Source organism: Sphaerotilus mobilis (assembly GCF_004216565.1).
Lineage (GTDB): Bacteria > Pseudomonadota > Gammaproteobacteria > Burkholderiales > Burkholderiaceae_C > Sphaerotilus > Sphaerotilus mobilis.
Window position 1 is genome coordinate 78,159 of record NZ_SGWV01000008.1, and the last position, 21,117, is coordinate 99,275.

Annotated in this window: 21 protein-coding genes; 8 read left to right on the forward strand and 13 right to left on the reverse strand. The window is 69.4% G+C overall.

Going from position 1 to position 21,117, the window contains the following annotated elements:
* Nucleotides 1-10: 10 nt before the first annotated feature.
* A complete protein-coding gene (locus EV685_RS05740) occupies nt 11-532 on the forward strand; it encodes a DUF1993 domain-containing protein (protein WP_130481064.1) in 522 nt (173 codons plus the stop codon).
* An 18-nt stretch (nt 533-550) separates the two neighbouring features.
* Here EV685_RS05740 and EV685_RS05745 read toward each other — a convergent pair whose 3' ends face one another.
* From EV685_RS05745 to phaP, 7 genes are all read right to left on the reverse strand, one after another.
* Nucleotides 551-1,654, reverse strand: coding sequence for a diguanylate cyclase domain-containing protein (locus EV685_RS05745; protein WP_130481065.1), 1,104 nt, complete (start codon nt 1,652-1,654; stop codon nt 551-553).
* A 177-nt stretch (nt 1,655-1,831) separates the two neighbouring features.
* The gene (locus EV685_RS05750) at nt 1,832-2,341 is read right to left on the reverse strand and encodes a copper chaperone PCu(A)C (RefSeq protein ID WP_130481066.1); all 510 of its coding nucleotides are present in this window, start codon (nt 2,339-2,341) and stop codon (nt 1,832-1,834) included.
* Between the two features lie 79 nt (nt 2,342-2,420).
* Entirely contained in the window at nt 2,421-3,029 is a 609-nt protein-coding gene (locus EV685_RS05755; protein WP_420820809.1) for an SCO family protein, read from the reverse strand.
* A 60-nt stretch (nt 3,030-3,089) separates the two neighbouring features.
* Complete coding sequence (locus tag EV685_RS05760; protein WP_130481067.1) at nt 3,090-3,605, reverse strand: copper chaperone PCu(A)C; 516 nt, start codon at nt 3,603-3,605, stop codon at nt 3,090-3,092.
* Between the two features lie 29 nt (nt 3,606-3,634).
* Complete coding sequence (locus EV685_RS05765) at nt 3,635-4,216, reverse strand: copper uptake system-associated protein (protein ID WP_130481068.1); 582 nt, start codon at nt 4,214-4,216, stop codon at nt 3,635-3,637.
* 164 nt (nt 4,217-4,380) lie between these two features.
* Entirely contained in the window at nt 4,381-4,812 is a 432-nt protein-coding gene (locus tag EV685_RS05770; protein ID WP_165396725.1) for a DUF2946 family protein, read from the reverse strand.
* Between the two features lie 289 nt (nt 4,813-5,101).
* A complete protein-coding gene (gene phaP / locus EV685_RS05775; protein ID WP_130481070.1) occupies nt 5,102-5,671 on the reverse strand; it encodes a TIGR01841 family phasin in 570 nt (189 codons plus the stop codon).
* Nucleotides 5,672-5,852: 181 nt separating this feature from the next.
* On the opposite strand from phaP, the gene EV685_RS05780 reads away from it, so the two are divergent.
* The 4 genes from EV685_RS05780 to EV685_RS05795 all read left to right on the forward strand — a co-directional run bounded on the left by EV685_RS05780 (nt 5,853) and on the right by EV685_RS05795 (nt 10,257).
* Nucleotides 5,853-6,797, forward strand: coding sequence for a histone deacetylase family protein (locus EV685_RS05780; protein WP_130481071.1), 945 nt, complete (start codon nt 5,853-5,855; stop codon nt 6,795-6,797).
* Nucleotides 6,798-6,879: 82 nt separating this feature from the next.
* On the forward strand, nt 6,880-8,304 hold the full coding sequence (locus tag EV685_RS05785) for a sodium:proton antiporter (protein WP_130481072.1): 1,425 nt from the start codon (nt 6,880-6,882) through the stop codon (nt 8,302-8,304).
* A gap of 52 nt (nt 8,305-8,356) precedes the next feature.
* Nucleotides 8,357-9,355 carry a 2-hydroxyacid dehydrogenase gene (locus EV685_RS05790; RefSeq protein ID WP_130481073.1) on the forward strand — a complete coding sequence of 333 codons (999 nt, stop codon included), beginning with the start codon at nt 8,357-8,359 and terminating at the stop codon, nt 9,353-9,355.
* A gap of 5 nt (nt 9,356-9,360) precedes the next feature.
* Nucleotides 9,361-10,257, forward strand: a complete 897-nt coding sequence (locus tag EV685_RS05795; RefSeq protein WP_130481074.1) for a c-type cytochrome domain-containing protein — start codon at nt 9,361-9,363, stop codon at nt 10,255-10,257.
* A gap of 71 nt (nt 10,258-10,328) precedes the next feature.
* Here EV685_RS05795 and EV685_RS05800 read toward each other — a convergent pair whose 3' ends face one another.
* From EV685_RS05800 to EV685_RS05810, 3 genes are all read right to left on the reverse strand, one after another.
* Entirely contained in the window at nt 10,329-12,554 is a 2,226-nt protein-coding gene (locus EV685_RS05800; RefSeq protein WP_130481075.1) for a xanthine dehydrogenase family protein molybdopterin-binding subunit, read from the reverse strand.
* 1 nt (nt 12,555) lies between these two features.
* Nucleotides 12,556-13,074 (reverse strand): (2Fe-2S)-binding protein, encoded by a 519-nt coding sequence (locus EV685_RS05805; RefSeq protein WP_420820819.1) that lies wholly within the window; start codon nt 13,072-13,074, stop codon nt 12,556-12,558.
* Between the two features lie 115 nt (nt 13,075-13,189).
* On the reverse strand, nt 13,190-13,759 hold the full coding sequence (locus EV685_RS05810) for a PAS and helix-turn-helix domain-containing protein (protein ID WP_130481077.1): 570 nt from the start codon (nt 13,757-13,759) through the stop codon (nt 13,190-13,192).
* Between the two features lie 114 nt (nt 13,760-13,873).
* Between EV685_RS05810 and EV685_RS05815 the strand changes: the two genes are divergently transcribed.
* Both EV685_RS05815 and EV685_RS05820 read left to right on the forward strand, forming a co-directional pair.
* On the forward strand, nt 13,874-14,578 hold the full coding sequence (locus tag EV685_RS05815; RefSeq protein WP_130481078.1) for a CoA transferase subunit A: 705 nt from the start codon (nt 13,874-13,876) through the stop codon (nt 14,576-14,578).
* 28 nt (nt 14,579-14,606) lie between these two features.
* On the forward strand, nt 14,607-15,245 hold the full coding sequence (locus EV685_RS05820) for a CoA transferase subunit B (RefSeq protein WP_130481079.1): 639 nt from the start codon (nt 14,607-14,609) through the stop codon (nt 15,243-15,245).
* 88 nt (nt 15,246-15,333) lie between these two features.
* On the opposite strand, the gene EV685_RS05825 is transcribed toward EV685_RS05820, so the two are convergent.
* Nucleotides 15,334-16,653 carry a hypothetical protein gene (locus EV685_RS05825; RefSeq protein ID WP_242615448.1) on the reverse strand — a complete coding sequence of 440 codons (1,320 nt, stop codon included), beginning with the start codon at nt 16,651-16,653 and terminating at the stop codon, nt 15,334-15,336.
* 5 nt (nt 16,654-16,658) lie between these two features.
* On the reverse strand, nt 16,659-17,219 hold the full coding sequence (locus EV685_RS05830) for a peroxiredoxin-like family protein (RefSeq protein ID WP_130481080.1): 561 nt from the start codon (nt 17,217-17,219) through the stop codon (nt 16,659-16,661).
* A gap of 110 nt (nt 17,220-17,329) precedes the next feature.
* Here EV685_RS05830 and EV685_RS05835 point away from each other — a divergent pair, with 110 nt between their 5' ends.
* Nucleotides 17,330-18,256 (forward strand): AraC family transcriptional regulator, encoded by a 927-nt coding sequence (locus EV685_RS05835; protein WP_130481081.1) that lies wholly within the window; start codon nt 17,330-17,332, stop codon nt 18,254-18,256.
* On the opposite strand, the gene EV685_RS05840 is transcribed toward EV685_RS05835, so the two are convergent.
* The gene (locus EV685_RS05840) at nt 18,240-21,101 is read right to left on the reverse strand and encodes a nitrate reductase (RefSeq protein ID WP_130481082.1); all 2,862 of its coding nucleotides are present in this window, start codon (nt 21,099-21,101) and stop codon (nt 18,240-18,242) included. The two genes, EV685_RS05835 and EV685_RS05840, sit on opposite strands and share 17 nt — an antisense overlap.
* Nucleotides 21,102-21,117: the final 16 nt, after the last annotated feature.

Consider the following 21,117-nt stretch of genomic DNA (forward strand, 5'->3'; position numbering starts at 1 on the left):
TGGAACCGACATGACCATCACCCTGACCTCCGCCTTCCTGCCGGTCTTCAAGCGCGCCCTGCGCAACATGGACCACTTCCTCGACAAGGCGATCGCCAACGCGGCGGCCCGCAAGTTCAGTCCCGATGTGCTGGCCCAGGCCCGGCTGGCGCCTGACATGCTGCCGCTGACCTCGCAGGTGCGCATCGCCTGCGACGCGGCCAAGCTCGCGGTGGCGCGGGTCGGTGGCCTGACGGCGCCGAAGTTCGAGGACAACGAGACCACGCTGGCCGAGCTGAAGACCCGCATCGCCAGCACGTTGGCCTTTCTGGAATCCGTGCCGGCCGACGCGCTGGACGGCCGCGAGGACGTCGAAGTGACCTTCCCGGTCGGCCGCGACGCCACCCGCACGCTCAAGGGCGCCGACTACCTGCGCCACTGGGCCTTGGCCAACGTGATGTTCCACACCACGACGACCTATGCGCTGCTGCGCCACAACGGTGTCGACCTCGGCAAGCAGGACTTCCTGCTCGGGTCGGACGAGGCGATCTGATCCGCTCGACGGCCAGGCCTAGAAGAAGTCCACGCCGCTGCTGACCGGCTCGGGCGCGTTCAGCTTGCCCAGCGCGACCAGCTCGGCGTGTTCGTGGACCTGGTTCCTTCCCGCCTGCTTGGCGTGATAGACGGCCTGATCGGCGCGGCCAAAGGCGCTTTCGGGCGTGTCGTCGGCGTCGATGTGGGTGTAGCCGATGCTGATGGTCAGCTGGCCCACCTGAGGGAAGTCGCGTTCGGCGACGCGCCGCCGCAGCCGTTCCAGCGCGGCGCGTGCGCCTTGGCCGTCCGGGCAACGCAGCAGCACGACGAACTCCTCGCCGCCAAAACGGTAGAGCCGGTCGCTCTGGCGGAAGGTGTCGCGCATCAGCTGTGACAGCAGCAGCAGCACCTCGTCGCCGACCAGGTGGCCGTAGCGGTCGTTGACACGCTTGAAGTGGTCGACGTCCACCACCGCAAGCCACGATTGCTCACCCGCCGGCCGGCTGCGGCGCTCGTCGTCATCACCGTCTTCGAGCAGGGGCAACAGCTCCACCGGCTCGACCTGGCGCAGGGGGCCGAGCCGCATGAAGCTCTCGTCGAAGGTCTTGCGGTTGAGCAGGCCGGTGAGTTCGTCGCACTCGTTGTCATCGAGCAGGCGGCGCAGGTTGCCGTAGAGCCGCAGCAACTGCTCGGTGCGGGCGCGCTCGGCGGCATCGACCGGCGGCTCGCGCTCGATCTCCACCAGTGCGACCGGCGTGTGCCCGTGCAGCAGCGGCAGCACCCACAGACCGGGATGCTCGGCGGGCTGGGCGCCGCGCTCGGCATGGGCAACCCAGTCGCGCAGACGGTTGCGCACACGATCGGGGACGGGCAGGGCACCGGCGGACACGGCCCGCGCGAGGCGCCAGCCGGGCGTCGGCAGGGTCTCGTCGCCGGGGGCGGCCTGGATGTCGACCTTCACGTCGACCTTCATGTCAACCTTCATGTCAACGTCACGGATCCACAGCGCCACCGAGCGAGCCGACAGCATCTCGGCCAGGCCGGCGATCAGGCGTTCCTCAAGAGCGCCGCGCTCACGCAGGCCCGAGAGGTCGACCATCGTGGCCGCCAGGTGCCGAAGCTGGGTTTCAGCGTTCGGCATGGCAGGCGGCCGCAGGGCCGACAGGTGGCGACAGGCAAGCGGATGCGTGGGGCATGAAGAAGGGCCGGGTCGGCATCGAAACTGAAAAATTCAGCAAACGATGCTAGCCCAGCCCTTCCGATCTGCGCTGTGCAGGATGTCGCGCCGGCGGCTGCTCGGCACGACATCCGACAAGGATCAGTGACCCTTGTGGGCGCCGTGCGCGCCATGGTCACCGTGGCCGGCGGCAGGCATGCCTGCCATGGCGCGAACCGGTGCGTCGACGGTGATCTTCGAGCGCTTCTGGGCCTTGTCCTCGACCTCCAGTTCCACCTTGACGGTGGCGCCGGCCTTGAGCGGGCTGAACACGTCGATCAGCATGATGTGGTAGCCGCCCGGCTTCAGTTCCACGGCCTTGCCCGAGGGCAGGTCCAGCGACGGCACAGCGCGCATCTTCATGATGTCGCCTTCCATCGCCATCTCGTGGATCTCGACCACGCGAGCGGCCGGCGAGCTGGCGCTGATCAGCTTCAGATCGCTGCTGGCGGTCAGCGTCATGAAGGCGCCGGTGGCCTTCTGGGTCGCGATGGTCTGGCGGACCCAGGGGTCCTTGGCCTGCACGGCGGCTTGTGCCTGCACGCTGCCGGCGAAGGTCGCCAGGCTCAGGGCCGTGGTCAGGGCGAGGGTCAGGGTCTTGAAGCGGTTCATGTGGGTGTCCTGGAAGGAGGTTGAAGGGTTCTGGAGGGGTTCTGGAAGGGACGAGAAGGATCGAGTGGGGTTGGGGCGTTCAACCCGCGCCGAGCAGGATCTTCAGGTCGTGCGTGATGTCGTCGGCGGTCTGGTTGTGCCGCACGGCCAGGCGCAACTTGCCTTGCGTGTCGTAGACGTAGGACAGCGCGGTGTGGTCCATCGTGTAGGTCGAACCGGTCGGCACCTTGCTGTAGAAGACCTTGAAGTCGCGCGCCGTGGCGCGGGTCTGGGCGTCGTCGCCCCGCAAGGCGAGGAAGCTCGGGTCGAACGCGGCGGTGTAGCCCTTGAGCAGCTCGGCGGTGTCGCGCTCGGGGTCGACGGTGATGAAGATGACCTGCAGCTTGTCGCCCTGCGGGCCGAGCTGGCGGCGGACCTCGATGGCCCGCGTCAAGGCCGTCGGACAGACGTCCGGGCATTGCGTGAAGCCGAAGAAGACCATCACGAGGCGGCCCTTGAAGTCGTCGAGCGTCCGGACCTTGCCGTCCGGGTCGCTCAGCGAGAAGCCCTTGGCGTATTCGGCATCGGTGATGTCGATGTTCTTGAACGGCGGTGGGGCCTTCGTGCAGGCGGTCAGCAGGCCGCCCAGTGCGAGCGTCGCCGTGGTGGCGAGCAGTGAGCGGTTGAAGGTGCGTCGGGCGAAGGTCAAGACGTTTCCAGTTCGATTCGGGAAGGACGGGCGGGCGGGTGGGCGACCAGCGTCGAAGGCTCAGTGACCGGCGTGGCTGCCGTGGTTCTTGTCCATGTCCTGGGTGGCCGTCCGGGGTTTCTGGACCCAGACCATGACCTCTTCCTTGCCGCCGCGCTCGAAGGTCAGCGTGACCGGGAAACGGTCGCCTTCCTGCAGGGGCTTGCGCAGGTCCAGCAGCATGATGTGCAGCTCGCCGCCATGGCGCAGCGCGATCGATTGGCCCGGGGCCAGGTCGATCGAGGGCAGGGCGCGCATCTTCATGATGTCGCCGGCCATCTTCATCTCGTGGAACTCGACCTTGCCGGCCACGGGCGTCTCGGCGGCCAGCAGGCGATCAAGCTGCTTGCCGGTGTTGGCCAAAGCACGGAAGTAGACCGCGCCGCTGCGCACGCCCGGTGGCGTCGGCGTGGCATAGGGGTGGTCGATGCGGACATCGCCAGCCCGGCTGCCATGGGCGAGGGCGGGCAGGGTGGTCAGGGCACCGGTCGCCAGCAGGGCGACGCTCAGGGTGCGCAACAGGTGACGCTTGTTCATGGTTCGGGCTCCTGGGCGTTGCGGCGCGGTCAATGCTTCGCGGCCTTCGAACCGCCGTGTTGGGCCTTGTGGTCGTCATGGCCTGCGTGCGAGCCATGTGCATCGTGTCCGCCGTGCGCCGCTGCGCCATGTCCGGCCACCGGGGGATGCTCGCCGTTCGGGCCCATGCGCACGATGCCTTCGAAGCTGGCAAGCCGGGCCAGCGTGGCCTTGTCCAGGCGGGACTCGGCACGTGCCAGCGCGCCCGACAGGGCCCGCGCGTCGGCAGCGGCCATGCCGGTTTGCTCCAGCATGTGAACGTGCTTGAGGCCATCGCCGGCGCAGAGGTTGATCTCCCACTGACGGCCGTCGTCGCTGCGGCGCATCAGCGCGCGGCCACCGCGATCACCCTGTTGCCAGTCGGCGATCGCGTGGTCCTTGTGGATGACGATCGGATCGACCTGCAGGCGCGCTTCCGGGCGGTCGAAGGTCTTCATCAGGACGTGACGGATGGCCTGCTGGTCATCGGCCGGAGCCGCATGGGCGGCCAGGCTGCCCATGCCGAGGGCGGCGGACAGGGTCAGGGTCAGGGCAAAACGGCGGCGCGTGGCCGAGCAGAAAGCGCGTGTCATGGTGTTCAGGCGTGGTGAGCGGCTGCCGTGCTGTGGCGGGCCGCAGGGGGATGGTCGGTGATCGGGGCCGCGTGCCGGACCGATCGGGGGGATCGGACAGAAGCTGGGCAAAAACAGGGCAGGGCCGCGCGGACGCCTTCGGCCATGCCGTGTGGCAGGCGCTGTCAGGCCTGCCGTGCCGTCACCGCGGGTGGCGCTCGTGCGCCGTGGGCCGACGGCCAGGGGTGGGCCTGTGTGGCCCGACCCGTGTGGCGTGGCGCAGCATCCGGCAGCAGGGCCGGATCCAGCAGCCCGGCGGGCAGCATCGGGACCGCGCTCAGGCCGGCCGGCCAGCTGCAGTAGTCGCAGGCCGCAGCCCGGTGTGCAGCGGGCGCTTCGTCCGCAGCCTCCACACCGGCATCGTCGCCGGAGACCTGGGCGGACCCTTGCGGACTGCACCAGCCGCGGTCGTCCAGACCGACGATCCAGGCCGCCACGGCGGCGTCGCCACCTTGCGCACGCACGACCGCATGGCTGATGGCGGGTGCCATCAGCGGCATCAGGACCAGCAGGATGCCGAGCCAGACGATGTGGGTGCGCGTGCGCAGGAAATGCATGAATCGATTGTGCGGGATCTGTTCAAGCCCGGCGGTCGTGCCTGGCTTGCGAGTGAGGCTGCACCGTGACGAAAGCGGCGCAGGCATAAAAAAACCCGGCCATCAGCCGGGTTGAAAGGTACCTGGAAAGAAGACTTTCGCGCGGTACCGAGGAGACAACTTGTGGCGCAGACATCGGTCTGCGCGGATCCGTCGGGGGACGGTGGCCCGGAAGCCAACCGCCATGACGGCAGTGTGCTGCAGCAGGCTGAATCCTGGCTTGCGCCAGATCAAGCCCGAGCCGGCCGAATCACGCAGCGGTGCGGCGCTTCGGAGCGGCGGCGGTGGTGGCGGCCTTGGCGGCGGTCGTCGCGGTCTGGCTCAGTTGCTCGAAGCTGGCTTCGGCGGCGGTCTGGGCTTGCTTGGCAGCCTTCTGGGCCGATTCGACGGCGTTCTGGCCGGCGCTCATGGCCGACTTGACGAAGGCGACGGCGCCTTCGCTGCCGGCCGGGGCGTTCTTCAGGGCGGCTTCGATCAGCGAGGTGATCTGGGCCTGGACGGCGCCGAACTGGGCTTCGGCCAGCTTGGCGACTTCGCCCTGGGTCGACGAGGCGATTTCGTAGACCTGGCGGCTGTAGGAGGCGACCTTCTCGGTGGCCGGCTGAACCAGCGACGATTGCAGAGCCAGCAGCTCTTGGGCGTCCTTGGCGGCCAGCAGGGCCTTGGCGGTCTCGGTCGACTCGGCCAGGGTGGCGCGGCCGGCTTGCAGGTTCAGTTCGACCAGCTTCTCGACGCCTTCGAAGGCCTTCTGGCTCAGTTCGAGCACGGCTTCGAGGTTGGCCTTGCCGGCGGCAGCGAATTGCTCAGGGGACGTGTTCATCGAGGGCTCCTTGGGTGACATGAAGGGGTGCGGCGTGTTTGTTGCACTGCAGCAATGGGGTCAGTATAGGAGCCCGGAACGCAAAAGCAAGCGTCGTTGCTGCAGTGCAGCAGAGATTAGGGGGGAAGCTCTAGCCGGCGTCCTTTCCGGGCATCTGGCGGCCTGCAGACACAATTCCGCCATGCAATGCCACTACAGCGATCACTTCGTGCTGCCCCTGCCGGAGGGCCACCGCTTCCCGATGCGCAAGTACCGCGACCTGCACGACGCGCTGGCGGTGGCGCTGCCGCAGGCGCGCTTTGTCGAGGCGCCGTCCGCATCGCCCGGTGAACTGGCACTGGCGCACACGCCGTCCTATGTCGATGCGGTGCTGCACGGCCACCTCAGCGCCGCCCAGCAGCGTGAGATCGGCTTCCCCTGGTCACCACAGATGGCGGAGCGCTCGCGCCGCTCGGTCGGCGCGACCATCGCCGCCGCCCGCGCGGCCTTGCACGAGGGCGTCTCCGCCAACCTGGCCGGCGGCACCCACCACGCCAGCACCGATGCCGGCAGTGGCTTTTGCGTCTTCAACGACGTGGCCGTGGCCGCCCGGCTGATGCAGGCCGAATGGCACCGCCACCATCGCCGCCTGTTGCGTGTGGCGGTGATCGACCTGGACGTGCACCAAGGCAACGGCACCGCCGCGATCCTGGCCGACGACCCGACGGTCTGGACGTTGTCGCTGCACGGCCAGCACAACTTCCCCTTTCGCAAGGTCGCCAGTGACGACGACGTGGCCCTGCCCGACGGCTGCGGCGATGCCGACTACCTGGCCGCGCTGGATGCCGCGCTCGACCGTCTGTGGACGGCCCATGCCGATGGCCTGCCCGGGCTGGCCTTCTACAACGCGGGTGCCGACGTGCACGAGGGCGACCGGCTGGGCCGCCTGAAGCTGACGGCAGACGGCGTCGCCGAACGCGATCGCCGGGTCTACGCGGCCTTGCGCCAGCGGGGCATTCCGGTGGCGATCTGCATGGGTGGGGGTTACGGGATCGACCTGGCGCAGACCGTCGCGGTGCAGCGGCGCACGCTCGAACTGGCCTGGGAAGACTGGCACGCACGGGGCGCCCTGCGTGCTCCCACGTAGGGGCGATTGCCGGCGCGGGGCCCGCAGTGCGCCGCTAGCATCGGGCGCCCCGCTTACCCTCTCCCCACCCGCTGGAGCCCTGATGTCCCTGGTTCGACGCCAACCCCGACTCGCCTGGCTGCTGGCCAGCCTGAGCCTGCTGGTCACGCCGCTTGCACACGCGGCCGAGGTCGACGGCAGCACCTTGTCCGCCGCCTGGGCGATCCCGTTTGCCGGCCTGCTGCTGTCGATCGCGCTGTGCCCGCTGCTGATGCCCGTCGTCTGGCACCACCATTTCGGCAAGATCACGGCCGGCTGGTCGCTGGCTTTCCTGCTGCCCTTCGCGGCGGTGTTCGGCGCCGGCCTGGCCGGGCAGGGTCTGGTGCATGCGCTGGTGGCCGAGTACCTGCCCTTCATCGTGCTGCTGACGGCGCTCTACACGGTGGCTGGCGGCATCCACATCCGGGGCAACTTCCACGGCAGTCCGGGTTTCAACGCGCTGCTGATGGTGATTGGCGCGGTGCTGGCGAGCTTCATGGGCACGACCGGCGCGTCGATGCTGATGATCCGGCCGCTGATCCGCGCCAACGACAACCGCAAGCACGCGGCCCACGTCGTCGTGTTCTTCATCTTCATCGTCAGCAACGCGGGTGGCTCGCTGACGCCGCTGGGCGATCCGCCGCTGTTCCTGGGCTTCCTCAAGGGCGTCGACTTCTTCTGGACCCTGGGCCACGTCTTCCCGGAAACGCTGTTCCTTGTCGGCGCGCTGCTGGCGATCTTCTGGCTCGTCGACACCTGGTTCTACCGCCGTGAAGGCGTCGAGCGCGCCGACCCGACGCCCGACGACGACCGCTTCGCGATCGAGGGCCGCGTCAACCTGCTGCTGCTGCTGGTGATCGTCGCGCTGGTGCTGATGAGCGGCACCTGGAAGCCCGGCATCCACATCGACGTTGCCGGCTTCCAGGTCGGGCTCGAACAACTGGTGCGCGACGTCGCGTTGCTGGGCGTGATCGTGGCCTCGCTGCAGCTGACCCATCGCCGCGTGCATCAGGACAACCAGTTCAACTGGGCGCCGATGCAGGAGGTGGCCAAGCTCTTCGCCGGCATCTTCCTGACCATCACGCCGGTGCTGGCGATGCTCAAGGCCGGCAGCGCGGGGGCCTTCGCGCCGGTCGTCAACCTGGTGACCGCGCCCGACGGCCAGCCCATCCCGGCGATGTATTTCTGGGCCTCTGGCCTGCTGTCGTCCTTCCTGGACAACGCGCCCACCTACCTGGTCTTCTTCAACCTCGCCGGTGGCGACCCGCAGGTGCTGATGACGACCTTGGCACCGGTGCTGGCGGCGATCTCGGCCGGCTCCGTCTTCATGGGCGCCAACAGCTACATCGGCAACGCGCCCAACCTCATGGTCAAGGCCATTGCCGAAGATCGTGGCGTGAAGATGCCCAGCTTCTTCGGCTACATGGCCTGGAGCGGCGCGGTGCTGATCCCACTGTTCATCGCGATGACCTTCATCTGGATGCGCTGACGTCGCGCTGCTGAAATCCCTACTTCGACCCACCCGAGCCCAGGAAACCGACATGTCCGCCAAGCCCCGCCTGCTGGTCGCCCGCAATGTCTTCACGCCCGTGATCGACCGCTTGCGTGAGCATTTCGACCTCGAGGTCAACACCGACGACGCGGTCTGGAGCCGCGACGCGCTGATCGCGCGCCTGCAAGGCTTTGACGCCGTCTTTGTCACCACCAGCGAGCCGATCGACCGCACCTTGTTGGCGGCTTGCCCGCAGCTCAAGGCGGTTTGCAGCATGGCGGTGGGCTACAACAACATCGACGTGCCGGCCTGCACCGAACACGGCGTGCTGGCCAGCAATGCGCCGGACGTGCTGACCGAGACCACTGCCGACTTGGGCTTCGCGCTGATGATGGCCGCCGCCCGCCGCCTCGCCGAGAGCGAGCATTACCTGCGGGCTGGCAAGTGGCAGAAGTGGTCGGTCGACATGATGTGCGGCCAGGACGTGCATGGCCGCACGCTCGGCATCCTGGGCATGGGCCGGATCGGCCAGGCGATCGCCCGGCGCGGCGCGCTGGGCTTTGGCATGAAGGTGATCTATCACAACCGTTCGAAGCTGGCGCCCGAGATCGAGCAGCCGCTGGGCGCGCGCTGGGTCGACTTCGACGGCCTGCTGCAGGGATCCGATCACCTGATCATCGTGTTGCCCTACAGCCCGGCATCGCACCACCTGATCGGCGCGGCGCAACTGGCGAAGATGAAGCCGACCGCGACGCTGACCAACGTCGCCCGTGGCGGCATCGTCGACGACGCGGCACTGGCTCAGGCGCTGAGCCAGAACGTGATCGCCGCCGCTGGCCTGGATGTGTTCGAGGGCGAGCCCGCCGTGCATCCGGACCTGCTCACGGTCCCCAACGTCGTGCTGACGCCGCACATCGGCAGCGCCAGCATCCCGACCCGCATGGCCATGGCCAACCTGGCCGCCGACAACCTGATCGCCCGCTTCACCGGCGGCCGTCCGCCGACCGCCCTGAACCCCGAGGTGCTGTCCACAGGCCAGCGCGGATGACGGCCATGCCACGCTGGATCGCCGGCCTCGCGCTGACCGTGTCGACGCTGGCCAGCCTGGCCGCCGAACCGCCGACCTATGCCGACCTGCAGCCGCTGTTCCAGCAGCGCTGCGTGCTCTGCCACAGCGGCGCGGGCGCGGCGGCGGGCTTGGCGCTGGACACGCTGGCCGGTCTCACCAAGGGCAGCACACGCGGCGCCGTCGTCGTGTCGGGTCAGCCGGGCAGCAGCGAACTGGTCAAGCGGCTCAAGGGCATCAGCCTGCCACGCATGCCGCTGACCGGCCCGCCGTGGGTGGACGACGCCGACATCGCCCGCGTGGAACGCTGGATCGCCGCTGGCCTGCCCGCCGGCGGCGCCATCGCGCCAGCTGCGGCCGTGGCTGCGCCCAAGCCCGCCGCCGGCCAGCCGCCGACCTGGGCCCATGTCGCGCCGATCCTGGCGACCCGCTGTGCCAAGTGCCACAGCCCGCAGGGTCTGATGGGCCCGGCCCCGGAGGGCTATGTGCTCAACAGCTATGAGGCGACCGTCTCGGCCAATGACCGCGCCCGGGTCGTGCCGGGTCGACCCGAAGCCAGCGAGCTGTCCCGTCGAGTCAAGGGCCATGCCCGGCCGCGCATGCCCTACGACGGTCCGCCTTGGCTGGGCGCCGACGAGATCAAGCTGGTCGACGACTGGATCCGCCAGGGTGCCCGGGACGCCACCGGCAAGCCCGCGCCAATCCGGGGCGGTGCCCGCATCCGCCTGCGTGGTGTGATGTCGGCCGACGGCACGCTCGACGGCCTGGTGCTGCCGCCGGGCGGCCGGCGCGACAAGCAGCCCGGCCCCGGCGACGAGGTCGAACTGCGGGCCTGGTTGATGCCCGACGGCAGCCTCGACGTGGATCGGCTGCGGCGTCGTTGAAGAGCGACGCTTAAACGAATGAAGGGCGCCAGTGGCGCCCTTCAAACCTCATGCGGTGCCCGACCTGAGGCTCAGGCCCGACGCAGCTTGCCCGCGTCGATCGGCAGGCTGCGCAGGCGCTTGCCGGTGGCTGCGGCGATCGCGTTGACCACCGCCGGAGCGACCGGCGGCGTGCCGGGCTCGCCGATGCCGCCGGGCTTCTCGCTGCTGGCGAGGATGTGGACCTCGACCTTGGGCATCTCGTTCATGCGCAGCATCGGGTAGTCGTGGAAGTTGCTGGTCTTGACCCGGCCCGCCTCGATCTCCAGCTTGCCGTAGAGCGCAGCGCTCAGACCGTAGACGATGCTGCCCTCGATCTGGCGCTGGACGATGGCCGGGTTGACCACCTGACCGCAGTCCACCGCCGCGACAACCCGGTGCACCTTGGGCGTGCCGTCGGCCGCCACCGAGACCTCGGCCACCTCGGCCACGTAGCTGCCGAAGCTCTGGCCCACCGCGATGCCACGGAACACGCCCGCCGGCAGTGGCTTGCCCCAGCCAGCCGCCTTGGCCGCTGCCTCCAGCACGCCCTTGTAGCGCGGCTGGCTGCCCAGCAGCTCACGCCGGAACTCGTACGGGTCACGACCGGCGGCCTGGGCCAGCTCGTCGATGAAGCCTTCCATGAAGAAGATGTTCTGCGAGTGTCCGACCGAGCGCCAGAACCAGACCTGCGGCCCCGGCTCCTGACGGCTGTAGGCCAGCCGCAGGTTGGGGATGTCGTAGGGCATGTCGGCGATGCCTTCGACGGCGAAGTGGTCGACGCCGTTTTCGGGGATCTTCATGAAGCCCGAGCCGCCCATGATCGACGGCGAGGCCACGTCCGCGCTGAGGGCCAGCAGCTTGCCCGCCGCATCGAGCGCGCCGGTGAAGCGCGCGGCGGCGGCCGGGCGGTAGAAGCCGGCCGCCATGTCGTCCTCGCGGGTGTAGATCAGCTTGACCGGCTTGCCGCTGAGCTTGGACAAGAGCGTCGCATCGATGGCGAAGTCGGGCGCGAAGCGACGGCCGAAGCCGCCGCCCAGCATCATGGTGTGGACCTTGACCTTGGCCGGCGCGACCTGTGCCACCGAACCGAGGATGCCCTGGGCCGGGCCCTGGCTCTGGGTGCCGGCCCAGATCTCGACCTCGTCGCCCTTGACCCAGGCGGTGCAGTTCATCGGCTCCATGCAGGCATGGGCGAGGTAGGGCGCGCTGTAGTCGGCCTCCAGTTGCTTCGTGGCGCCGGAACGGCCGGCGGCCAGATCGCCAGCGGCCTTGGCCACCGACGGTGCACCGGCCTTGGCCGCGTCGCCCAGCATCTGCTCGACCTTGGCGGTCGTCAGCTCGGCGGTGGCGCCCTGGTCCCAGTCGATCTTCAGCGCGTCGCGGCCCTTGCGAGCCGTCCAGTAGCCGTCGGCCAGCACGGCCACACCGTGCGGGATGCTGATGACCTGGCGCACGCCGGGCACAGCCTTGGCGGCGCTGTCATCGAGCGTGCGGACCTTGGCGCCCGGCATCGGTGCGCGCGCCATCACCGCGACCAGCATGCCGGGGACTTGGGCGTCGATGCCGTACTTCGCGCTGCCGTTGAGCTTGTTGGGCGTGTCCAGGCGTCTCTTGGGCTGGCCCAGGATCTTGAAGTCCTTGCTGTCTTTGAGCACCACATTGGCGGGCACCGGCTGACGCGCCGCTGCCTCGGCGAGCGCACCGTAGCGGGCGCGGCGGTTGCCCGGTCCGGTGACCACGCCAGCGGCGGTGCGGCACTGCGCCGCATCGACCTTCCAGCGCTCAGCAGCAGCGGCGATCAGCATGGCGCGGGCCGCGGCGCCGGCCTTGCGCAGCGGCTCCCAGTGGCCGCGCACCGTCGTGCTGCCGCCGGTGGCCTGCATGCCGAACATCGGGTTGTTGTAGGCCGGATCGGCCGGTGCCTGTTCGACCTTAACGCGGGCCCAGTCGGCGTCGAGTTCCTCGGCCAGCAGCATCGGGATCGCGGTCAGCACGCCCTGGCCCATCTCGGCCGAGCCGCAGATGACGGTGACCGTGTCGTCGCTGCCGATGCGCACCCAGGCATTGAGCACATGACCCTCTGTCATCGACGCCTGGCGGCCGGCGGCCAGCGCGCCGGAGGGCAGCGCGAAGCCCAGCACGAGCGCGCCGCTGGTGCCCAGGAAGGCGCGCCGTTCGAGCAGCGGCTGGCCGGCGTGCTGCGCCGCCTTCGTGTCGGCGGTGACAGCGGTGTGGGCCGCGTCGGACTTGTCTTGCGGGTGGTGGATGTGTGTCATCTCAGGCTCCCTTGGCCAGGTTCTGCGCCGCGTCCTTGATGGCCGCGCGGATCTGGTTGTAGGTGCCGCAGCGGCAGATGTTGCCGCTCATGGCCGCGTCGATGTCGGCGTCGCTGGGCTTGCGCTGGTCTTTGAGCAGGGCGCAGGCGCTCATGATCTGGCCAGACTGGCAGTAGCCGCACTGGGGTACGTCCAGCTTCATCCAGGCGGTCTGCACGGCCTTGCCGACCGCTTGCGCGCCGACACCCTCGATGGTGACGACCTTCTTGCCCGCCACCGCCGACAGCGGCGTCTGGCAAGAGCGCACGGCCTGACCGTCGAGGTGGACGGTGCAGGCGCCACATAGCGCCATGCCACAGCCGAACTTGGTGCCGGTGAGCTGCAGGTTTTCGCGCAGGGCCCACAGCAGGGGCATCTCGGGGTCGGCGTCGACGCTGCGCGCCTGGCCATTGACCTGGAACTGGATCATTCGGGGCTCCTCGTTGTCGTTCGTGAACGTCGCGGTCGATGCCGGCCGCACCAGACGTGCGGCGCAACATACGCCCCGCACTTGGCAGCGTCAAACGGTCACGGAACGGCCCCTCGACGAGACGCGGGCTCTGCGGCGTGCGCGTGCGCGATTGGCTTTTCTGGCCTTAGGCGCTGAGCAGCTTGTGCACCAGCTCGGGCGTGGTCGACGCCTCGTACTTGCGCATCAGGCGGGCCCGGTAGACATCGACCGTGCGCGGGCTGATGGTCAGGCGCTTGCCGATCAGCTTGCTGGTCAGACCCTCGATCAGCAGTGCAGCGATCTCGCGCTCGCGCGGGGTCAGGTCGGCCTTGAGCTGGCGCAGCGCGGACAGGTCCTCGAAGGTCCAGATGCCCGCCGCGTGCGGCTGCGTCGGGTCCAGCGCGCGACCGGAGACATGGCACCAGAACAGCTCGTCGCCATGGGGCGCGTGCAGGCGCTTCATCACCCGCTCGTCGGCATAGCGGCCATCGCGGTCCAGGCTGGCCACGATGCGCGCGCCGGTGCGCTCGAACTCGGCCGTGCTGGGGTAGAGCACCTCGAAGCTCAGGCCGATCAGCTGCTCGCGCTGGGCCCCGAACATCGCCAGCATCTGGCGGTTGCAATCGACCATCAGGCGGTGGCGCGACAGCACCATGCCGATGGGTGCGAGGTCGAAGGCGGTGCGGTAGTCAAGGTCAAGATCGCTGGCGGTCATGCAGGCTCCGGGCTAACCCTGAGTCAATTCTACGTATCCACTACGTAAGGGCTTAAGTAGTACGCTGCAGGCCGTTCCAAGATCCCCTGTGACCCCTCCATCGGAGACCCACGCATGAACAAGGTTTACCCGAGCGCGGCCGCCGCGCTCGACGGCATCGTCCACGACGGCCAGCTGATGGCGGTTGGCGGCTTCGGCCTGTGCGGCATCCCCGAGGCCCTGATCGATGCGCTGCAGGCCAGCGGCGTCAAGGACCTCACCGTCATCTCGAACAACGCCGGCGTCGACGGCTTCGGGCTGGGCAAGCTGCTGCAGACGCGCCAGATCCGCAAGATGATTTCCAGCTACGTCGGCGAGAACAAGGAGTTCGAGCGCCAGTACCTCAGCGGCGAGCTGCAGCTGGAGTTCACGCCCCAGGGCACGCTGGCCGAGAAGCTGCGTGCGGGCGGTGCGGGCATCCCGGCCTTCTTCACCAAGACCGGCGTGGGCACCATCGTGGCCGAGGGCAAGGAACTGCGCGAGTTCGACGGTCACACCTACGTGATGGAACGTGCGCTGACGCCCGAGGTCTCGCTGGTCAAGGCCTACATGGCCGACAAGAGCGGCAACCTCGTCTTCCGCAAGACCGCGCGCAACTTCAACCCCAACGTGGCGCAGGCCGGCAAGATCACCGTGGTCGAGGTCGAGAAGATCGTCGAGACCGGCGCGCTCGATCCGGACGCGGTCCACCTGCCGGGCATCTTCGTGCACCGCATCGTGCTCAACGAGACCCCCGAGAAGCGCATCGAACAACGCACCGTCCGCAAGGCGGCGGCCTGAACCAGGTCCCAGGACCGAGGAGCAAGACATGGCATGGACCCGAGACGAGATGGCCGCCCGCGCGGCGCGTGAACTGCAGGACGGCTACTACGTGAACCTGGGCATCGGCCTGCCCACGCTGGTCGCCAACCACGTGCCAGAAGGCATGGAGGTCTGGCTGCAGAGCGAAAACGGCCTGCTGGGCATCGGCCCTTTCCCGACCGATGACGCGGTCGACGCCGACCTGATCAACGCCGGCAAGCAGACCGTCACGACGCTGCCGGGATCGAGCATCTTCAGCAGCGCCGACAGCTTCGGCATGATCCGCGGCGGCAAGATCAACCTGGCCATCCTGGGCGCCATGCAGGTCAGCGAACGTGGCGACCTGGCCAACTGGATGATCCCCGGCAAGATGGTCAAGGGCATGGGCGGCGCGATGGACCTGGTGGCCGGCGTCGGCCGCGTGGTCGTGCTGATGGAGCATGTCGCGACCAAGAAGGACGGCAGCACCGACCTGAAGATCCTGCCCCAGTGCACCCTGCCGCTGACCGGCGTCGGCGTGGTCAACCGCATCATCACGGACCTCGCCGTGCTGGACGTGACCCCCGAAGGCCTGAAGCTCGTCGAAGCCGCGCCGGGCGTGTCGCATGAGGACATTCAGAAGGCGACGGGCGTGGCGGTGCACTGAGCAAGCCGCCGGCGCGGGTGTAGGCGGGCGCGCGCATCGAGCCGCGCCCACCGGCCCGGCGATCCTTCGTGGCGTTCCTTTGTGGCGATCAACCGCCAGAGGCCGAGCGCCCCGCCGCCCCCATCCGCACGACCAGGCCCCCGTCCAGCAAGACGGCCAGTGCAGCAGCGTCTGGCAAGGCGGCGGTCAGGGTGGCGCGACCTGGAAGTTCCACCGCCGTCAACTCGGTCCAGTCGGCTGCCGGGTTCAACAGCCGCAGCTGCCTGCCGTCCTGGCTGGGCAAGATCAACAGGCCTTGCAGCCAAGCCGAGAGGTCGATCTCGCGCGTTCCGATGCGGTGGGTGCTGACATCGGCGAGCAGGCGGCGACGGAGCAGTCGCTCGCCGTCGCTCTGATAGGCGTGCAGCACGCCACCGATGTGCGGTGTGTGCACCGCCGCCATGTGCTGGCCGTCGGTCGTGGGTGCCAGCCAGCGGTGATGGCCGCCGACGGTGTCGCCCACCGAGGACAGACGCAGGGACCGGGGCCGTGCCAGGTCGGCTGTCACCAGCGCCAGTTGCCCGCCGTCAGGGCCGGATCGCACCGTGAGCAAGCCGCGCCCACCCTGCGTGCCGGGCAGCATCACCGGCCGGGGCGCGATGTCTTCGAACACATGCGGTGCGGGCAAGCTCAGTTCGCGCAACACGTCCAGCCCGTGGCGTTCGAGCCAGAGCACCCGCGTGGCTTCAATCGCATCGCCCAGGACGCCATGGTCGTAGCGGCTGCCGTCCGGGCCGGCCAGCACCACGACGTGGCCGCCGTCACCGCGGCCATCCAGGTCGACCTGCACCGGTCGCGCGTCGGGCAGCACGGCGTCGCTGGACCGCGCCACTTCGCGCCAGCGTCCAGCCGGGTCGGGTTCAAATCGGGCCAGTCGATGGCTGAGCGCGTTGGCAGGCTGCGCGCTCGGGTTCACCACCGTCACCACCGCCAGCACCGCCAGCGGCAGGACCAGCAGTCCCGCATGGACCGACAGGCTCGCCGCCGTCGATGGGCGCGCGTGGCCGCCCCCTCCGCCCCCTTCACTTCCTTCCCAGACCCACAGTCCGCCGTCGGCCATCCGCGCGGCGATGCGGCCATGGCCCGTGGCGATGGGCGTGCTCGGGTCGAGCCCATGGGTGATGCGGCGTGGCGCCTGGCCGTTCAGCGACAACGCCCACAAGCTGCCGCTCGCGCCGGTGCCCAACAAGCCTGAGGGTCCGCCCGCATGCAGCTGTCGGATCGGTTCGTCTGCCGGCACGGCATGGACCGCCCAGGGCTTCGGGTCAGGCGACGCGAAGGTCTTCGCGCCGACCCGCCCGCTGACCGTGCTCAGCCCGGCCAGCCCTGCGAACAGGGCCCGGCGCCGGGTGAGACCAAGCAGGCGCATCTCGTTCATACCGCTCCGATGTACTCGCCGCGAGCCGGGTAGTTCTTGTCGAGCGCAAAGTCCAGCGCCCCCAGAAGGTCGTCGAAGTGCGGCCGCGCGAAGGGCATGGTCTGCACCGCGCCGTAGTACAGCGTGCCGTCGGGCCGCACGATGAACACGCCGGGCTCGGAGAAGAGCGCCGGTTCCTCGATGCCGATGGAGGTGACGCCGCGCGAGGTGCTGATGTACAGCCCCCACTCACGTGCCTTGTCCAGGCCCAGGTCGTGGCCCATCCGCAATTCAGGAGCCTTCAGCTTGTCGGCCATGGCTTGTGCGCGCTCGCGCCCATCGCTGGAGATCGCGATCACCTTCACACCACGCTTGGTGAACTCGGGCTGCAGGCGGCCGAGTTCCAGCAGGTACTTCAGGCAGACCGGGCAATGCAGGCCGCGATAGAACACCACCAGCGTGAAGTTCGCAGCGGCGTCCTCCGCCAGGGTAAAGCTGCCGTGGTCCAGCGTCGGCACCTCCAGGGTCGGCACAGGCTGACGCGGGATCAGCGGGGACGGCAGGGAGGTCGTCGACATGTCAGGTCTCCAGAAGGCGGATGGGGGTCGCCGCAATGTAGTGCCTTCAATGAGATGATTGGCATCCGTTCATCTCCAATATTGAACCATTCGTCTCATCCGCGTGCGCCATGTCTGACCGTCTGTCTGCCTTGCTCCAGCGCTTCGAACTGCATGCACGTGTGTTCCACAGCGGCGCGCTGTGCGGCATCACCGACTTCGATGGCGGTGCCGGCATCGGCCATTTGCACCTGCTGCGGCGCGGGCCTCTGGGCGTGACCGACACGCTGGGGCGGCACCGTGTGGTCAGCGAACCCAGCGTGCTGTTCTTCCCGCGTGCCGGTGCGTACCGGCTCGACGGAGGAGAGGGCGAGGGCGCCGATGTCGTGTGTGCGTCGATCGATTTCGGCGCCGGTGACGAGAACCCGCTGCTGCTCGGTCTGCCGGCCTTGCTGAGCGTGCCGTTGGCCCAACTGCCCGGCCTTGATCTCGCCCAGCAACTGCTGTTTGGCGAGGCGCAGGCCGGCCGCTGCGGACATGGCGCGGTGGTGGACCGCCTCACCGAGGTGCTGGTGATCCAGCTTCTGCGCCATGCCATGGCCCACCAGTTGGTGGACGGCGGCGTCATGGCCGGCCTCGCCGACCCCCGACTGGCCAAGGCCATCAGCGCGCTGCATGCAGATCCCGCGCGTCCCTGGACCCTGGAGGTGATGGCCGAGCAGGCCGGCATGTCGCGGGCCCGCTTCGCCGCGCACTTCACGCGCACGGTCGGTGTGCCCCCCGGCGAATACCTGACCGGCTGGCGTCTGGGTCTCGCCCGTTCGCTGCTGCGCCAGGGTCTGCCGGTGAAGCAGGTGGCCGCCGACGTGGGCTATGTCAGCCCTGGGGCCTTCGGGCGCGTCTTCCTGCAACGCCTGGGCATGACACCCTCGCAATGGCAGCTTCGTGCATCCCCGCGCCCAGGCCAGACAGGGCCCGCAGCACGCGGCCGCGCAAGGCAGCACCTTCACGGGTCACCCGCGTCAGCGCCTAGCCTGGCGATCAAGCCATTGGGCTGATGGACCTCGGGCTGCTGGTCCGCGCGGCGCTTGCCACCGCCACCTGCACGACCACCTTCGCTGTCAGGCTGTCCTGCACCAGCGTGCGCAGCTTGGGCAGACAGCTACCGCACTGCGTGCCGCATTTCAGTTCACCTTGCAGGCGTGCCAGCCGGTCGGCCGGGTCGGCGCTGTGTTCGGGCAGGGCGCCGAGCGTGTCTTGGATGCGTTGCAGGCTGACGTCCAGGCAGGCGCAGATCTGCGGGCTGCGGGCGGGCAGCGGAGACGGTGAGGTCGGGCTGGCGGCGAGCAGGGAACGGCCCAGTGCGGCGGCGTCGCCGTCTTGCTGGAGCAGGTCCAGCATCCACGAGGCCGCTCGCGTGTCGCCCGACAGCAGGAAGGCGTCAAGGCGGCCAGCCTTGTCGAGGTGCATGGCGCGGTCCTGGCCGGCGTGGCGGTCGGCGTAGCGCAGCACGGTGCCGGCGTCCAGCTTCAACAGCGCCTGAAGCTGGCTCAGCCAGTCCGCTGACAAGGGCTGGTCGGCGGCCACACGCAGCAGCAGGCCGACGCGGCCTTGCGGTTCGCGGCCGAAGGGCACGCAGCTCGCGTAGGTTTGCCGGGCCATCAGCGCCTGCAGCGCTTCTCGCGTGCTGACCCAGTCGGATTCGGGCAACCAGGCGGCGGCCACCGCACGCCACGGCAGGTCGACGGCCTCGACCTGTGCAGCGCTGTGTTTCAGCTCGGGCTGGCCGGATGACGGGCAGCAGATCGGCTGCGTCAGCGTGTTGACGCCCGCGCTGCCGGCACCGCCCAGCACCTCACTGCCCCAATGCATGGCCAGATGGACCTGGGCCTCGGCCAGCTCGTCGCTCGCCTGCACCGGCAGGACCAGTTCGCCGCGCCGGGTCCGCACGCGCACCAGGTCGCCGCCGGTCAGGCCACGCCGTTCGAGGTCGCGCCGATGCATCTGCAGCGCCGGCTCGGGCGTGTGGGCGAGCAGCCGGCCCAGCGTCCCGGTGCGGCTCATTCCGTGCCACTGGTCGCGCAGGCGGCCGCTGGTCAGGGCCAGCGGGAAGTCGTCGTCGCAGGATTCGGCCGGGCCGCGCGGGGCCGGGGCGCTGAAACGCGCGCGGCCGTCGCCCGTGACGAAGCGGCCGTCGGTGTAGAGCCGGGCCGTGCCGGTGGTCTGGCCTTGCGGGCACGGCCATTGCGCCGGGGCGCGGTCCAGCGCAGCCCAGTCCAGACCGGTGATGTCGAGGTCGCGGCCGCGGGTCATCTCGCGGTGTTCGAGCCAGACCGATTCGGGCGTCCGGAAATCGAACATCGAACGGCCGGCCGACTCGGGCGTGCGGCGCGAGGGCAGGCGCGCTTCGAGCCGCTGGGCCACGTCGCGGGCGATGAGCCAGTCGTGGCGGGCCAGGCCGGGCGCATCGATGGCGGGGCGCACGCGGCTGATGCGGCGTTCGCTGTTGGTCACGCTGCCGTCCTTCTCGCCCCAGCTGCTGGCGGGCAGGACCAGGTCGGCATAGGGCGTGGTGGCGGTGTGGCGGTAGGCCTCCTGCAGCACGACAAACTCGCAGCGTTCCAGGGCACGCCGGACCATGGCCTGGTCGGGCAGCGATTGAGCGGGGTTGGTGCAGGCGATCCACAGGGCGCGGATCTCGCCGTCGGCCGCCGCCTCGAACATCTGCACAGCCGCCTTGCCCGGCCGGGCCGGCACATCGGTGACGCCCCACAGGCGGGCCACCTCGGCGCGGTGTTCGGGGTTGCCGAGGTCGCGGTGGCCGCTCAGCAGCGTGGCGAGGCCGCCCACCTCGCGCCCGCCCATCGCATTGGGCTGACCGGTCAGCGACAGTGGCCCGGCACCGGGCTGGCCGATCTGGCCGGTGGTCAGGTGGAGGTTGATCAGCGTGGTGTTCTTGTCGGTGCCGCTGCTGCTCTGGTTGAGTCCTTGGCAATACAGGCTCAGGGTCGGGAATCGCCCGCCGTCCGTCGACTGGCCGGCAAACCAGCGGGCGGCCTGCACGATGTCTGTTTCTGGCACGCCGCAGATGCGCGCGGCACGGGCCGGGGTGAGGTCGCGCACACGTTCGCGCAGGGCCTCGAAGCCGTTGGTGTGGGCGGCGATCCAGGCTGCGTCGTGCAGGCCTTCGGCCAGCATGATGTGCAGCATCGCGTGATGCAGCATCACGTCGGTGCCGGGCTGGATCGCCAGGTGCAGGTCGGCGACGGCGGCGGTCTCGGTGCGGCGCGGGTCGACCACCACCAGCTTCATGTCGGGCCGGGCGGCTCGGGCGTCTTCGAGTCGGCGGAACAGCACCGGGTGGGCCCAGGCCATGTTGCTGCCGGTGATGAAGACGGTGCGGGCCAGCGCCAGATCGTCGTAGCAGGCGGGCGGGGCGTCCGCGCCCAGGCTGGACTTGTAGCCGGACACCGCGCTGCTCATGCACAGGCGCGAGTTGGTGTCGACGTTGTTGCTGCCGATGAGGCCCTTGGCCAGCTTGTTGAAGACGTGGTAATCCTCGGTCAGCAACTGGCCGGAGAGGTAGAAGCCGACCGCGTCCGGGCCGTGATCGGTGATGGTGGCGGCCAGGCGGTCCGCGACCCGGTCCAGCGCCGTGTCCCAGCCGATCGGTGCCAGTGGCGCGCCCCGCTGGGTGCGGGCCATCGGGCGGTGCAGGCGGGCGGTCTGCAGCAGCACCGGCGTGGCCGTCAGGTGCAGCGTGCTGCCCTTGGTGCACAGCCGTCCAAAATTGGCCGGATGGTCAGGATCGCCGCGCACGCCGGTGATCGCACCGGCCTCGTGCGCGATGACGACGCCGCAGCCGACGCCGCAATAGGGGCAGGTGGAACGGGTCTCGGCCATGGCTGGGATGCGGTCG